Below are 14,973 nucleotides of genomic sequence, written 5' to 3'. Positions count from 1 at the left end.
TTTAGAAAGGAAAGTCATGAATACACGTGTCTTTAAAGACATCTCAAAATACCAACACAGGGCTTGGTTAGGTTTCACCACAAGACAAATCATTTTTGTTTTACCAGCCTTTATTGTCACAATTATTGTTTTGGGCTTGAATCTCTTTTTCTGGCAATTTGGAGATTGGTTTGTTTACGGTTTTGTGTTTGCCTTTACCATTCCCCTCATGCTTTTTGGAGTCTATAAACCCAATGATTTATATTTTGAACATTATTTGAAATACCGTCTTCATTTTGAATTAACGGTTCCCCTACGCACAATTACAGGAAAGAAAGGACCTGAACATGAAAAGAAAATCAAATACATTAAAGAAACAAAAAACTTCAATGACTAATAAAAAGGAAGTAGTTAAAGGGAAAAAAGAGGAAGTGTTACCCTCTACGGCTAATACTCTTTCCTATCAAGCCCTGTATCAAAATGGTCTGATGCAGGTAAAAGAAGATTATTTCTCACAAAGCTATTTACTTGGAGATGTCAATTACCAGACCGTTGGTTTAGAAGATAAGGGGGCAATCATTGAGAAGTATTCTGATTTGATTAACTCCTTAGACGACCAAACCAACTTCCAATTGACTATCTTTAATAAAAGATTGAATTTAGAAAAATTCAGACAAAGTGTTTTGTATGAGGAAAAAGAAGATGGGTATGATACCTATCGTAAAGAATTGAATCGGATGATGAATCAGAATTTAGACAGTGGCGAAAATAACTTTTCGGCTGTTAAACTGATTAGCTTTGGTAGAAAGGATTCTAATCCCAAACAAGCCTATCGTTCCTTGTCCCAAATAGGAGAATATTTCAAGAGTGGTTTCTCAGAAATTGATGCTCGATTTGAATCCTTGGCTGGAGAAGACCGTGTCAACTTGTTGGCCGATATGCTTAGAGGAGAACACCATCTTCCTTTTTCTTACCGTGATTTAACCAGATCTGGTCAGACAACTCGTCACTTCATAGCACCTAATCTCTTGGATTTTAAAAACAAGAATTACCTACAAATCAATGACCGCTTATTACAGATTGTCTATGTAAGAGACTACGGCATGGAATTAGGGGATCAGTTTATCCGAGACCTCATGCAAGGAGATTTGGAATTGATTGTGAGCCTCCATGCACAAAGTTCAACCAAGGCAGATGCCATGAAGAAACTACGAACAAAGAAGACCTTGATGGAATCACAAAAGATTGGGGAACAACAAAAACTAGCTCGTACAGGTATCTATTTGGAAAAAGTAGGTCATGTATTAGAAAGCAATATCGATGAAGCTGAGGAACTCTTAAAAACCATGACAGAGACAGGAGATAAACTATTTCAAACAGTCTTTTTGATTGGTGTTTTTGGTCAGGATGAAGAAGAACTCAAACAAGCCCTAGACACGATCCAACAAGTGGCCGGCTCAAATGACCTAATAATTGATAAACTTCCCTATATGCAAGAAGCAGCCTTTAATAGTTTGTTGCCATTTGGTTGTGATTTTTTAGAGGGAGTATCACGGAGTTTATTAACATCTAATGTAGCAGTGAACTCTCCATGGACTTCAGTAGATTTACAAGACCGTAGTGGGAAATATTACGGTATCAATCAAATCTCAAGTAATATTATTACAATTGATCGTAGCCTATTAAATACACCGTCTGGTCTGATTTTAGGGACATCTGGAGCTGGGAAAGGGATGGCAACCAAGCATGAGATTATCACGACCAAAATCAAGGAATCTAGTGAAAATACTGAAATTATCATCGTGGATCCAGAAGCAGAGTACAGTGTTATTGGACGGGCTTTTGGTGGAGAAATGATTGATATTGCGCCCGATTCCCAAACCTATCTCAATGTCCTTGACTTGTCTGAGGAAAATATGGATGAAGATCCTGTAAAGGTAAAATCAGAATTTCTTTTATCCTTTATCGGCAAGTTATTGGATAGAAAAATGGATGGAAGAGAAAAATCGATTATCGACCGAGTTACGAGACTCACCTATCAGTCATTTAAAGAGCCTTCTTTGGAAGAATGGGTCTTTGTCTTGAGTCAACAACCAGAAGAAGAAGCGCAGAATTTGGCACTTGATATGGAACTGTATGTCGAAGGTTCTCTTGATATTTTTTCTCATAAGACCAATATTCAGACAGGATCTAATTTCTTGATTTATAACGTTAAGAAGTTAGGAGATGAGCTGAAACAAATCGCCCTTATGGTTGTTTTTGATCAGATATGGAATCGTGTCGTTCGGAACCAAAAATTGGGGAAGAAGACCTGGATTTATTTTGATGAAATGCAACTTCTCTTATTAGATAAATATGCCAGTGATTTCTTCTTTAAATTGTGGAGTCGTGTCAGAAAATATGGAGCCAGTCCGACTGGAATAACTCAAAATGTCGAAACTTTATTGTTAGATCCAAACGGTAGACGGATTATTGCAAATAGTGAATTTATGATTCTCCTTAAGCAAGCAAAAAATGACCGAGAAGAACTGGTTCAACTCTTAGGCTTGTCAAAAGAACTCGAAAAATACCTAGTCAATCCAGAAAAAGGGGCAGGACTGATAAAAGCTGGTTCAGTTGTCGTACCCTTTAAAAATAAGATTCCTCAAGGTACTCAATTGTTTGATATCATGAGTACGGATCCTGATAAAATGGCTTCTAACTAAGGGGAAGGTAAATGAAGGATAAAAGAGAAATCATACGTGCCCGAAAGGCATTTAGAAGAAGTCTAAAAGATGAGAAAAAATTCTTGAAACAAGGAAAGAAGGAGGTGAGGAAACAGAAAAAAGATTCCGCTGTACTGGATGAAAAAGCATGGAAAAAAGAGATAAAAGAAAAGCTAGAGGAGATGAGAGATGCTTCAAAGGCTAGAGTAAAACAAGCAAATGAAGACTACAATCATATTCTTCAAAATAGTCCTTCCTCTCTTTTGAATCGCAAAGAATTAAGAGACAGACGATTACCTCATGCTAGGAAACGATTGAAAATAGCCAAGAAGCAATTTAGAGAAGCCAAGGTAGAAACAAAAGAAGAAAGAAAAGAGAATCGTAAAGAAAGAAAAACCAATCAAAAATTTCTCTACGGTCAGGAATCGAAACAAAAATCTAATTTTTTCTTTCAAGGGAAGAGTTTAGAAGAATTAAAAGCTAAGAAAGAAGTCAAGGCTGCAAAAGAGAATCTAAAATCTACTAAACAAGCCTATAAGTCCAAAAAAGTCAGTAGGAAAGTCAAAAATTTTCTTTATGTCCTTGGACGTGAAGGTGGGGAGTTAGCTTCAGAAAATGAAGATTTAGAAGGCTATCGCACGCTTCAAGAGACCATTAGAAAAGGAAAACGCTATAGTCGGCTTTCTTATAATCTGGGGAAAGCTAGTGTCAAAACAGGACAAGCAACAGGTCGTTTTACCAAGAAAAGACTGACCAACACAAAAGAGCGATACCATCATTTTAAGGATGGAAAAGGATGGAAACTAGCGAAAGAGAATCCAAGTTCCTTTAAAAATCGGTTTCGAAAATTAAAGAAACAAGGTCTTACAAGTGCCCGAAATATCTATCAAAAACTAAAAGCAGCCTTTTCCTTCTTTACATTTGCGGCTGGAAATCCTGTAACATGGATAGTTGGAGGATTAGTCTTTCTTCTCTTACTTATGATGAGCTTCTTTTTAGGATTTTCATCTGCTAGTTTGATTCAACAAGATGAATTTGAATTAACAAAAGCTTATACCCACCTAACTTGGGAAGACGCAGAACATACTCGTACAAATGACAAAGGAATTACCTATTACACAAAAGTTGATGATGTGATGGGATATATGAACTTTAAATTCCATGACTATGAGTTACACAAACCAGTTCACTTATTTAGTTCAGAAACTTACAAGGATTATCTGTCTACTTTGTGGCATGATTTAAACGATGGGGAAGATTTGAAATCCATGCAAGACCTTTATGAAACTCCTAAGTATAAACTATCTAAAGACGATCAAGAGGAAATGAAGGAACTAAAAGAAGAAGGTGTCTATGCTTCCATGCAGGAATTAGACAATCCGTTTGAGGGACAAAGCAACGAAGATAGTCTAACCATGACTTATCGTTACGGATACTATGATTTAGACGGGAAACCTACTCTTCAGGAGTACATTCTACTAGAAGCGAAGGCTCACCAAACGATTGTCGCACCAATGGATGGGGTCGTATCACTAGATGGTAACAATATAATTCTCACTAACGGAAAAGGAGAGAATGAGAGTCGATTGACCTTGTATTCTATTCATAATGGCCGTGCGATTGAGGGTACAAGAGTCCTAACGGGTGATATTATTGGTGAAACACCAGATGATACAGGTTTGAAAGTTTCCTATCAAAAGTATAAGAACAAGAAAGAAAAATTGGTGTATGTCAATCCGCAATTTTATTTTCCCAAAGTCATTCAACTTCAGACAACTATCTTACCTGCCATTGGTCAGTTTGGTGGGGATGAGTTTGAACGAGCAAAACATATTTATGATTTTTTGAAATCTCAAGGCGCAAGTCCCCAAGCCATTGCGGCTATTTTAGGAAATTGGTCTGTAGAGTCTTCTATTAATCCAAAACGAGCTGAAGGAGATTATTTATCTCCTCCAGTTGGCGCTACCGATTCCTCATGGGATGATGAAAGCTGGTTAGCGATTGGAGGTCCAGCCATTTATAGTGGTGCTTATCCTAATATTCTTCATAGAGGTCTAGGTTTAGGGCAATGGACAGATACCGCAGATGGTTCAACACGTCATACAGCCTTATTGAATTATGCACATAGCAAAAATAAGAAGTGGTATGATTTAGACCTCCAACTTGATTTTATGCTTCATGGGGATAGTCCTTACTATCAAAGTTGGTTAAAAGATTTCTTTAAAAATACGGGCAGTGCAGCCAATCTCGCCCAACTCTTCCTCACCTATTGGGAGGGAAATTCTGGTGACAAACTACTGGAAAGACAAACCAGAGCAACGGAATGGTATTACCAAATTGAAAAAGGCTTCAGCCAAACAAATGGAGGACAGGCAAAAAGTGACCCACAATCCCTTGAAGGGGTTCGTGGGGACTTGTATGATCATTCTGTTCCTGGTGGTGGAGATGGTATGGCCTATGCCTATGGACAATGTACATGGGGTGTTGCGGCTCGTATGAATCAGTTAGGCTTAAAATTAAAAGGTAGAAATGGAGAAAAGATTTCGATCATTAATACCATGGGAAATGGTCAGGACTGGGTTGCGACAGCGTCAAGTCTTGGTGGGGAAACAGGCTCTACACCAAGAGCAGGTGCTATTGTTTCTTTTGCGGGAGGTACACATGGCACACCAGCAGACTATGGTCATGTGGCTTTTGTAGAGAAGGTCTATGATGATGGTTCTTTCCTCGTGTCTGAAACCAACTATGGTGGCAACCCTAACTATACCTTTAGAAAAATCTCTCAAGCAGATAGTGCCATTAGTTTTGCTTATACGGTGAAATAAAAGAATCATGTCATCAGTTTAGGTGACATGATTCTTATTTTTTATAGAGTGACATATTTAATGCCATAGGCTGATAAGTTACTTGATGATCATCTTTAATCAATTGACTGTAAGCAACAAATCCGAACTGTTCATAAAATTGAATGACTTTAGGATGATTGATACTATCTAAAAATACCATCTGAGTTCCTACAATTGCTCGAAATTCTTCAATTTTTTGAATTACAATTTCAAATAACTCTTGTCCTAATAGTTTATTTAGCTTTGTGTTTTTGCCGAATTGACCGATAAGTAACACAGGGAGATAATCAATATTTTTTGGACTTTTTCCTTTTAGGACGAGTTTCTTTTTTAAGGATTTCTCTAAATCAGAAATATCAACAACTTTGAGAGATAAACTAAAGAATCCTATGATGTTATTTGTTTCAGTTTCTTCAACGATAAAATTACGAGAACGATGTTGTTTTTCAAAATTTGGAGCTTTATCAGATAGATAAGTCAACATCTCTTCATTACCGTTGAAATCAACATTTTCTAAAATGATAGTTTTAAATAGCTCCTGAACTTGTTTCTCAGTTTTATCAGGAGCTAGCACTTGAATATTTTCAAGATATTGCTTAAGTGGTGTTACTTGAATTGTCATCTTACAGATACTTTGAAATGAGTTTATTTTTCGTTGGAGCGGTAGCGTCCTGTGATTCAATAGATTTCAAGACTGCTTGTAGCTTTTTAGATGGTTTATGATTAAGAATTTTTAGAGCATCTTCGTTTGTTAGTTTTATATCACGTGTTAAACTGATTGTAGCCATTTGTTCGACCTCCTGTTTCTACTTAAATTCATTATAGCTTATTTTGAACAAAAGTTCAATCTGAAGATAGTGTATGTTTTCTATAGTGTATAAATCCAAAATAAGTTTTTCTCTTGCATTTGTAGCTCATATTCGTTAGAATAATGGTGTAGATGAGTGGTTGGCTCACGGTCAATCTGATAGTAATCTTGGACATAAGGGCCAAGCGGTGGCGGACACCAGAACAAAATCCGATAGCAATCTTGGACGTAAGGGCCAAGCGGTGGCAGACACCAGAATAAACCGACTGACTAGGTGGCTTACAGGTTCTGTAAGTCATCTTTTTTACTTTGATAGTAATGTATTACCATTTTAAGGTGAACGCAGTTTTAGCTCGTTCTCTTTTTTGTTGATGATATGCTCCAAACAACCTACACTAGATTGGATATGAAATAGTTTGTGACTACATAATTTATCTTCAGGGAAGTTATGGACATTATCTCAATTTCTGTTATGATAGACATCTCTAACAATTTCCGTTATAACAGATATTGGCTTACAAAGTATTTCTTTTCTGAACATACTAGCGTTATAATATAAATGCAGTGTTACACTGTAGAATATTAAGAAAATAGGATACTATAGGTTTAAATTAAATGTATAAGATAAATAGTTGGATTGGTAAAAGTTTCAAGTCTGATAAGAACAATATTACATTTCATACAACTGAATGTATATATTTTATAAGAGAGAGGGATGCTTGGTTGGGGAAAATCATTCAAAATACAGTTATAAGGATTTTAATAAGAATGAAAGTGTGATATTTATTTTTCAATAATCTTCTAAATGTATTAAAATTAAGCTTTCCACTTATGTATTCTGCTAATAAACTTCAATACATTTCAATAGATTTTCAAAATTTGGTGGGGATTTTTATTATACTTTGTACGAGCTTTTCAATACCCTATCCCAACCTTTAAAATCCCTCAAGTTATTTACTCAAGGGATTTTTTATCTGCTTTTTTCATACTCAAACAGTCAGTCTAACTGTTTGATTTTCTTTGTGACTAACTCCCCTAAAAATAGTAGAATTAGCTACTTTACTGGTTTTACAAGATAATAACAAGACCTAAACGTTTAATTTATTTAGGTTTACCAATCATGACTTTAACATTTTCCAATAAGGTCTAACTCAACCGTACCCAAAGTTAAATCCTTTACTTTATTTAGTAATTCATTAACCCAAAAGCCATTTTTTAGTCCTGTTTTCTCTGATAATGCAAACACTTTTAAAGTATAGTTATGGTCTCGATCAGGTGGAGTCGGTCCAACAAACATTGTATCAATTTCAGAAAAATCACCATCTAAAAATTGACTAGAAAAACTATTTTTACCTTGAATTAATTGACCAATTCGGCTCATATTTTCTTCAATCTGAATACTATCACCATTAACTTTTAAATCAGCAACGCTCCAATGAATCCAAGGAAAAGAGCAAACAGGAATGGCATCATAATCAATAAGAGTAAAAGCGATATATTCAGTACCTTTGGGTAAATTATCAACTTCAAACGCAAAAGAACGAACCGGATTTCCTTGCATTATATCTTCCCTTTTTGCTTCCTTTCCAAACTCCTTTGGTAAAATATTATTAAATGTTGTTTTAATTTTCATTTTTTTCTCCTTTAAGAATTATAAAGCTAAATATACAATAAATAGCTAAAGCGATTAGCGACATACATATTACCCCTTCAAAATTAAAATTTAAATATAAGAGACCTCCTAACATAAGAAATATGATATTAAAACAAGCATAATACACTTCTGCAATTTTCATAACAATAGACAATTTGCTATTACTCTCTTTTAACATTTTAATAGTCTGAGGTCTAGTAATTCCAGACGATAGCCCCAATAAAACCATACCTAAACAAATACAAATAATATTGTTGGTAAGAAATAATAGCAAAGATGGGAACAATAGTACAGAAGAAAAGTATCTATTCTTATTAACAAAAAATTTCGAGGAGATATTTCCCATCAAAGTGTATGAAGCCAATATTAAGACAAAATATTGAGTTGAAATATGCAGGTCTGTAAAAAAATAAAATGGTAAAAATCCTGTAAATAGTCCTAGGATGATTCCTCTTAGGAAAACATAATGACCAACCCAATATTTTTCAAAATTCGTCAACTGATATTTAGTAGTATTTCTAAATTCACGCTGCTCTTTCTTATAATCTAAAGGTACTAATAAAGAAAGTAATATTGTATTAATAATCGTGGCAATAATCGTGGCATAAATCGGATAACTAGGATTCAGTTTATAAAGAGTCCCCCCAATAATTCCAGAAAATAATAATGAGATGAACATATAGCCATTTGTTCTATTTTGAAAATCAGTTGCTTCAGAATCTAAGAAGTACTGGATAAGATTAGTATCCTCACCAGCTCCAATAGAATAGCTTGCTCCTAAGCATAGTTGAGCAATAACAATTAAAATTGTACTATCAGATAAACTTAATAACCCTAATCCAATTAATTTGACAACTTCACTCAGAATTAATAATCTCTTTGATGGAATATTGCTAATGTACCTTTTAATAAAAGTAGAACTTACAAACGTTCCTATTCCATAACAAGACATCAATAATTCTATACCTATAATTGAGTATCCTTTTGAATATAAAATTATTAATAAAAAGGGTAAATAGAAATATGCTCTTGATAAAATCCGATAGAATATTATTCCCAACTTATTTTTCAATTACATATCCCTCCTTTTGTAATACATTTTGGATTTCTTTTTTGCTAATATCTCCCTCCCTCAAAATAGTGACAGTTCCAATATCATTAACTTTTATTATAGTACTTGATTTAGTAGCCAATGATTCTACATTTGATTTTAACAAATAATCAACTTTATCTCCCATATGTTCATCAGCAACCTCCTCTGTGATAAGTAGGTCATCAGCTGTTCCAGAGATATTAGCTGAGGTAATTGCAACTACTCCTCCTAAATATTCTACAAATTCTCTAAAAACTTCATTTTGAACACATCCCAAGGAAATTGTGGAACTATCATTTATTGCATAATGAAATGGACTAATATTTTCTACCACTATATTTAGTGCCCCTGGCCAAAACTCATCGACCAATAATTTCATTAAATTTGTTTGTGAAGTCTTACCATATTTTTCCCAATCATTAGGATTGGACATGAAAATAGAGAGAGGCTTATTTTTAGGCCGAATTTTATATTCAAAAATTCGGTTAATAGCCATCCTATTATCTGGAAGACAACACAAATTATAGTTAGTATCTGTTGGAACTATGATGGGATATCCAGCGTTTAATTTAGATTTGAGAATTTCTAAATTCTCCTGATTTAATTCTAAAATTTTCACTATTAACCTCTTTCTAATTTAAACAATTCTAAACAATCTTCTGGACTAAGCTTATCAGTAATTTTACTCAATTTTCTATAAAAACCTATTAGTTCATCAATATTGACATCACCTCCTACTAACGATTCAAAATATCTATATAAAACCTTTTTACTAGATATTCCACTAATTGTATAATTAGTGGAATTAGGAATTCCTAATTCATTCGGCAATAAATACTGGTACATTTCAATATTTTTCATAGTTCCATCTTGATGAATTCCTGATTCGTGTACAAAGACATTCTTCCCTATTATAGGTTTAGTGGGTGCTACATCATACTCTAAAATATCACTTATCTTTATAGACAGTTGATATACAGTCTGCAAATCAAAGTCAATTTCATCAAACTTCTTCTTTTGTAAAATAGCAATCACCTCATCTAAAGATGTATTACCAGCACGTTCCCCAATTCCTAAAAAGGTTGTCTCAATCTGACTTGCATGATTCATAATCGCAGCTACTGTATTAGCTGTTGCTAATCCTAAATCATTATGACAATGCGCTGATAACTTTAGAGTTGGAAATCTACTATGAATATCACTAAACATTTTTCCATATTCATCTGGCGTAGAACATCCAACAGTATCTGCTAAAGTTACAAATCCTACTTCATAGTTTGAAACAATATCTAATACTTGGAATAAAAATTCTCTATTAGCACGTGTTGAATCTTCTAAGACCATATCTACATGCAGTGATTTTTCTTTAGAATAATCCAAAATTCTCTCTAAGCGTTTTAGATAGATATCCTCTCTAGTTTTTAATTTTTCGGTTATATGCATCTTAGAAACAGGTACCAGTAGTTTAATAACCGTATTAGGAAACATACTATACAGCTGGAATGCTAAGTCAATACTACTCTCAATCAAGCGAGTTAAAACTACCCCAGATTGATCTTTTCTTAATATACGCATATAGCCTTTTAAAATATTCAAATCTTGAATAGTATCACACATACCAATCTCAACCGAATGAATTTTGGATTTACTAATCTCAGTAATAACCTTTTTCTTAGTTGCAACATCTTTCTTAATCGACGTTTGCTGCATACCATCTCTAATTGTATTATCTTGAATGTATATCATACCTCACTCCTTATTTTATTAGATACGAGCTCCTATCTGTAATAATATGGTATACTATATCAAGGTATTTTAAAATTTGAAAAAAGTTTAGAAATCATTAAGAAAAAATTTATAAATAGGAGTAACTATGAACTTAGATTGGTATTACACTTTTTTGGTATTATCAAAACATCTCAATTATCGTAAAGCCAGCGAAGAGCTATTTCTTACCGAACCAACGCTACATCAACAAATTAAGAAATTAGAAAAGCACCTTCAAGTTCAACTTTTCGAAACAGTGGGAAGAAACTTGACACTAACTGCTGTTGGAAGAGAATTTATAGAGATTGCTGAAAATCTTATACAAACCTATGAGCAAAGTATTCAAAAGATTAGGCTACAAAATAAAAAACAACAATTTCATATAGAAATTGCCGTATCTCCTTACATTGCCACATACCTTTTACCACAATTTTTACAAGAATTCTTTCAGCGCTATCCAGATATTGATATCTCTGTATCCGTGCTAAATAGCCATATTGAACAAGCTATTGAAACGAATACATTCGATATTGGTATTGATAGAGAAGTTCCATATAGTAAAAAAATCATATCCGAACAAATTTGTGAAGGAAAGATTGCCCTCTTTTATCCTAAAACAACAGTCAAATGCGACGAATTACAATTATTTAAAAACTATAAAATATTATCCGATAACCACCCCGTCTATTGGGAAAATCTAAAAAAAGAAATCATTGAGCTAGTTCCAGAAGCCGATTTCACTACTATCAATGATATTACAGTAACTGCCAAACTAATAGAAATGAATCAAGGCATTTCCTTTCTGCCCCTTTACTTAAAAAAGACTTTTACAGATAAGATTGCTCATCTTGAAACCACTACAGTAACCACCCCCGTTTCTTTTACTTACTTAATGAGCAGAAAAGCTTCTAAAGCTATCACTATTTTCAATAATGCGTTTAAAGACTTTATTTTAAAGGAGCAAAATTCAATTTAAGAATCAAAGGTAACTGATACTATTAGTGATTTTTTGATTTACATATTAATCAATGGATTAATGACTGAAACGGAAAATAGTTAATGAGAGATGAAATTTATAAAATAGTACGTGCATAAATTATAGTAAAATGATATAATTAATTTATGGAAGAGTTAAGCTTTAGTAATCAATTTAGCAACACAGCCGTTTGGTATCACGGAACGACATCTACTCAGGTTCCATCTTTAAAAGATGGAATAAATGTTTATCATAGTAAACGGAACTGTGATTTTGGTATAGGATTTTATGTGACATCTAAATTTGATCAGGCTGTTAAATGGGCTCAGCGAAAATCAAAAGATGAACTTCCTTTTAATCCAAACGTAAAGCCTGTTGTTTTAAGTTATCAGTTTCAAGATTCTAATGATGTTGAAACGAAGATTTTTGAAATTGATAAAGAATACTTTCAGTTTGTTTATAAAAATAGATTGGAGTTAGACGCTAAGGCTGGAATTAATATTCATAATTTTTCAGCAGTATTTGGCCCAGTTCTTGATGGTCAAGTTACTCGTTTGAAAGTCACTTTAGATGACTATTTCGAGGGAATAAATTCCTTAGAAAAAACCGCTGATATTCTTTTGGGAAAATATCAGGGTGATACACAACTTTGTATATGTGATCAAGAAATTGCAAATAAACTGATCTTAGTTCAGGAGGAAACGATATGATTTTGACAAATGAAAAACAAGCTCTTAGAGTTGAGGTAGAACAGTTTTTACAGAAGAATTATCACATTACTCCTGATACTGTTTCTTCTGTCACAAATGTTGTATTGAAGAATTGGTTTGAAGAGTTGGATAATGGAGGCTCTCATTTGACTTCAGACCTTATCGCTGATAATATCGCGGATATTGCAAAACGTTACTCAGTACATTAATAAGTAATTTGAGTTAGGTTTATCAAATCCAAATCTTTCTTTATATTCTGGCTCTTTGTCAACTGTAGTGGGTTGAAGAAAAGCTAAGCTCGAGAAAGGACAAATTTCGTCCTTTCTTTTTTGATATTCAGAGCGATAAAAATCCGTTTTTTGAAGTTTTCAAAGTTCCGAAAACCAAAGGCATTGCGTTTGATAAGTTTGATGAGATTATTGGTTGCTTCTAATTTGGCATTAGAATAGTGTAACTTAAGGGCATCGACGATTTTCTCTTTGTTCTTTAGAAAGGTTTTAAAGACAGTCTTAAAAAGAGGATGAACTTTCTTTAGATTTTCCTCAATGAGTCCGAAAAATTTCTCCGGTTCCTTATTCTGAAAGTGAAAAAGCAAGAGTTGATAGAGATGATAGTGGTGTTTCAAGTCTTCTGAATAGCTCAAAAGCTTGTCAATAATCTCTTTATTGGTTAAGTGCATGCGAAAAGTAGGGCGATAAAATCGCTTATCACTCAGTTTACGGCTATCCTGTTGAATGAGTTTCCAGTAGCGCTTGATAGCCTTATATTCATGAGATTTTCGCTCAAATTGCTTCATGATTTGGACACGAACACGACTCATAGCACGACTAAGATGTTGTACAATGTGGAAGCGATCTAGAACGATTTTGGCATACGGAAAAAGATGTTTAGCCAAGTCATAGTAAGGACTAAACATATCCATAGTAATGATTTTCACCTGACAACGAATAGAGCGATTGTAGCGCAGAAAATGATTTCTTATGATAGTTTGTGTTCTACCCTCAAGAACAGTGATAATATTGAGCTTATCAAAATCTTGAGCAATGAAACTCATCTTTCCCTTAGTGAAGGCATATTCGTCCCAGGACATAATCTCAGGGAGGTAAGAAAAATCAGACTTAAAACAGAAGTCATTGAGCTTGCGAATAACAGTTGAAGTTGAAATAGACAGCTGATGGGCAATATCGGTCATAGAAGTCTTCTCAATTAGCTTCTGGGCAATCTTTTGGTTGATGATACGAGGGATTTGGTGATTCTTCTTGACGAGAGAAGTCTCAGCTACCATCATTTTCGAGCACTGATAGCACTTGAATCGACGCTTTCTAAGGAGAATTCTAGTAGGCATACCAGTCGTTTCAAGGTAAGGAACCTTAGACGGTTTTTGAAAGTCATATTTCTTCATTAGACTTCCGCAATCAGGACAATATGGAGTCTCATAATCCAATTTAGCGATGATTTCTTTATGTGTGTCCCTATTAATAACATCCATAATTTGGATATTGGGGTCTTTAATATCGAGTAGTTTTGTGATAAAATGTAATTGTTCCATAGGATTCTTTCTAATGATGGTTTGGTTGCTTTTCATTATAGATCTTATGGGACTTTTTTTCTACAACAAAATAGGCTCCATAATATCCATAGGGGATTTACCCACTACAAATATTATAGAGCCTATATTCTCAAAAACGGTTCATTACCATATTAGGTAATGAACCATTTTTTGTGTACGACGGGCATGTCGTGCATCTGAGGTGTAAGTCCTTCGTGGGCACCCGCGAAAAACGTGGACTGGTTTCGTGTTTGGATTATTACCTTGAACGACATGCGTTAAAAGTTAGTTGAACAGCCGTATACCGAACGGCACATACGGTGGTGTGAGAGGGGCTAGAGATTATCCCCTACTCGATTTGTGATACTTCTTTCAAGGAATATTTGGTAGGATTGGAGTGAAAAAAGATTAACTAGGAAAGAAGGAAGTATATGGAAGCCATTTATCAACGTGATTCGGATCAAGATGGACTGACTGATGCTCAAGAATTGGCGCTAGGCACCAATCCTCTTAGCGCAGATTCTGATGGTGATGGTCGTTCAGATTTAGTGGAAGTAGAAGAAGGAACCAATCCCTTAGAAAAGGATTTACAAGACATAGACCAAACAAGTATAACTGAACCATCTTCAGTATTAATGGAAATGAAACAAAAGATTTCAGATATGATGGAGAGTCACTACAAGGAATTTATACAGGCTCTTATTAGTATTGAAACAGGGATTGAAAACGAACAAGACCTTGAAGACTTATATACTTACTACATGAGAACAGATTCTGTTTCTCTTTTGTCTAGTGATTTAGAAACCAGTCCTCAAGAGGTTGAAATGGAGATAGAGTTGTAGGGGAATCATGTGATTCTCCTATTTTCATATAGATGAAAGGAGCG

The 14,973-nt window shown here is 34.3% G+C and carries 15 protein-coding genes; 7 read left to right on the top strand and 8 right to left on the bottom strand.

Annotated features, from left to right (window positions below):
• The first annotated feature begins 16 nt into the window (after window positions 1-16).
• Genes HT718_RS05055 through HT718_RS05045 form a run of 3 tightly spaced genes read left to right on the top strand, consistent with a single transcriptional unit; the run spans window position 17 to window position 5,509 of the window.
• On the top strand, window positions 17-376 hold the full coding sequence (locus HT718_RS05055) for a PrgI family protein (protein ID WP_001097589.1): 360 nt from the start codon (window positions 17-19) through the stop codon (window positions 374-376).
• The gene (locus tag HT718_RS05050; RefSeq protein WP_173267676.1) at window positions 327-2,684 is read left to right on the top strand and encodes a DUF87 domain-containing protein; all 2,358 of its coding nucleotides are present in this window, start codon (window positions 327-329) and stop codon (window positions 2,682-2,684) included. Before HT718_RS05055 ends, HT718_RS05050 begins: the two co-directional genes overlap by 50 nt.
• Before the next feature lie 11 nt (window positions 2,685-2,695).
• Window positions 2,696-5,509, top strand: a complete 2,814-nt coding sequence (locus HT718_RS05045; protein ID WP_173267675.1) for a phage tail tip lysozyme — start codon at window positions 2,696-2,698, stop codon at window positions 5,507-5,509.
• Between the two features lie 34 nt (window positions 5,510-5,543).
• On the opposite strand, the gene HT718_RS05040 is transcribed toward HT718_RS05045, so the two are convergent.
• From HT718_RS05040 to HT718_RS05010, 7 genes are all read right to left on the bottom strand, one after another.
• Window positions 5,544-6,152: a hypothetical protein gene (locus tag HT718_RS05040; protein WP_173267674.1), complete on the bottom strand. Its 609-nt coding sequence runs from the start codon at window positions 6,150-6,152 to the stop codon at window positions 5,544-5,546.
• A gap of 1 nt (window position 6,153) precedes the next feature.
• Window positions 6,154-6,318 (bottom strand): hypothetical protein, encoded by a 165-nt coding sequence (locus tag HT718_RS05035; RefSeq protein ID WP_000201399.1) that lies wholly within the window; start codon window positions 6,316-6,318, stop codon window positions 6,154-6,156.
• A gap of 55 nt (window positions 6,319-6,373) precedes the next feature.
• Window positions 6,374-6,637, bottom strand: coding sequence for a hypothetical protein (locus tag HT718_RS05030; RefSeq protein WP_191994655.1), 264 nt, complete (start codon window positions 6,635-6,637; stop codon window positions 6,374-6,376).
• Between the two features lie 827 nt (window positions 6,638-7,464).
• Window positions 7,465-7,971, bottom strand: coding sequence for a YbhB/YbcL family Raf kinase inhibitor-like protein (locus tag HT718_RS05025; RefSeq protein ID WP_033680331.1), 507 nt, complete (start codon window positions 7,969-7,971; stop codon window positions 7,465-7,467).
• Entirely contained in the window at window positions 7,961-9,064 is a 1,104-nt protein-coding gene (locus HT718_RS05020) for an MFS transporter (protein ID WP_078352168.1), read from the bottom strand. Before HT718_RS05020 ends, HT718_RS05025 begins: the two co-directional genes overlap by 11 nt.
• Window positions 9,054-9,704: an L-threonylcarbamoyladenylate synthase gene (locus HT718_RS05015; RefSeq protein ID WP_078352169.1), complete on the bottom strand. Its 651-nt coding sequence runs from the start codon at window positions 9,702-9,704 to the stop codon at window positions 9,054-9,056. Before HT718_RS05015 ends, HT718_RS05020 begins: the two co-directional genes overlap by 11 nt.
• 2 nt (window positions 9,705-9,706) lie before the next feature.
• Window positions 9,707-10,831: a LeuA family protein gene (locus HT718_RS05010; protein WP_173267672.1), complete on the bottom strand. Its 1,125-nt coding sequence runs from the start codon at window positions 10,829-10,831 to the stop codon at window positions 9,707-9,709.
• 127 nt (window positions 10,832-10,958) lie between these two features.
• Here HT718_RS05010 and HT718_RS05005 point away from each other — a divergent pair, with 127 nt between their 5' ends.
• The 3 genes from HT718_RS05005 (at window position 10,959) to HT718_RS04995 (ending at window position 12,747) form a co-directional block, all read left to right on the top strand.
• Window positions 10,959-11,828 (top strand): LysR family transcriptional regulator, encoded by an 870-nt coding sequence (locus tag HT718_RS05005; protein WP_033680329.1) that lies wholly within the window; start codon window positions 10,959-10,961, stop codon window positions 11,826-11,828.
• A 146-nt stretch (window positions 11,829-11,974) separates the two neighbouring features.
• The gene (locus HT718_RS05000) at window positions 11,975-12,538 is read left to right on the top strand and encodes a DUF3990 domain-containing protein (RefSeq protein WP_173267670.1); all 564 of its coding nucleotides are present in this window, start codon (window positions 11,975-11,977) and stop codon (window positions 12,536-12,538) included.
• Window positions 12,535-12,747, top strand: a complete 213-nt coding sequence (locus HT718_RS04995; protein ID WP_173267669.1) for a hypothetical protein — start codon at window positions 12,535-12,537, stop codon at window positions 12,745-12,747. Before HT718_RS05000 ends, HT718_RS04995 begins: the two co-directional genes overlap by 4 nt.
• Before the next feature lie 83 nt (window positions 12,748-12,830).
• On the opposite strand, the gene HT718_RS04990 is transcribed toward HT718_RS04995, so the two are convergent.
• Window positions 12,831-14,087 (bottom strand): ISL3 family transposase, encoded by a 1,257-nt coding sequence (locus tag HT718_RS04990; RefSeq protein WP_173267667.1) that lies wholly within the window; start codon window positions 14,085-14,087, stop codon window positions 12,831-12,833.
• Window positions 14,088-14,518: 431 nt separating this feature from the next.
• Here HT718_RS04990 and HT718_RS04985 point away from each other — a divergent pair, with 431 nt between their 5' ends.
• Window positions 14,519-14,929, top strand: a complete 411-nt coding sequence (locus tag HT718_RS04985) for a thrombospondin type 3 repeat-containing protein (RefSeq protein ID WP_173267665.1) — start codon at window positions 14,519-14,521, stop codon at window positions 14,927-14,929.
• Window positions 14,930-14,973 lie beyond the last annotated feature (44 nt).

The organism is Streptococcus sp. 714 (assembly GCF_013277115.1).
Lineage (GTDB): Bacteria > Bacillota > Bacilli > Lactobacillales > Streptococcaceae > Streptococcus.
This window is presented reverse-complemented; position numbering and strand designations above follow the sequence as displayed.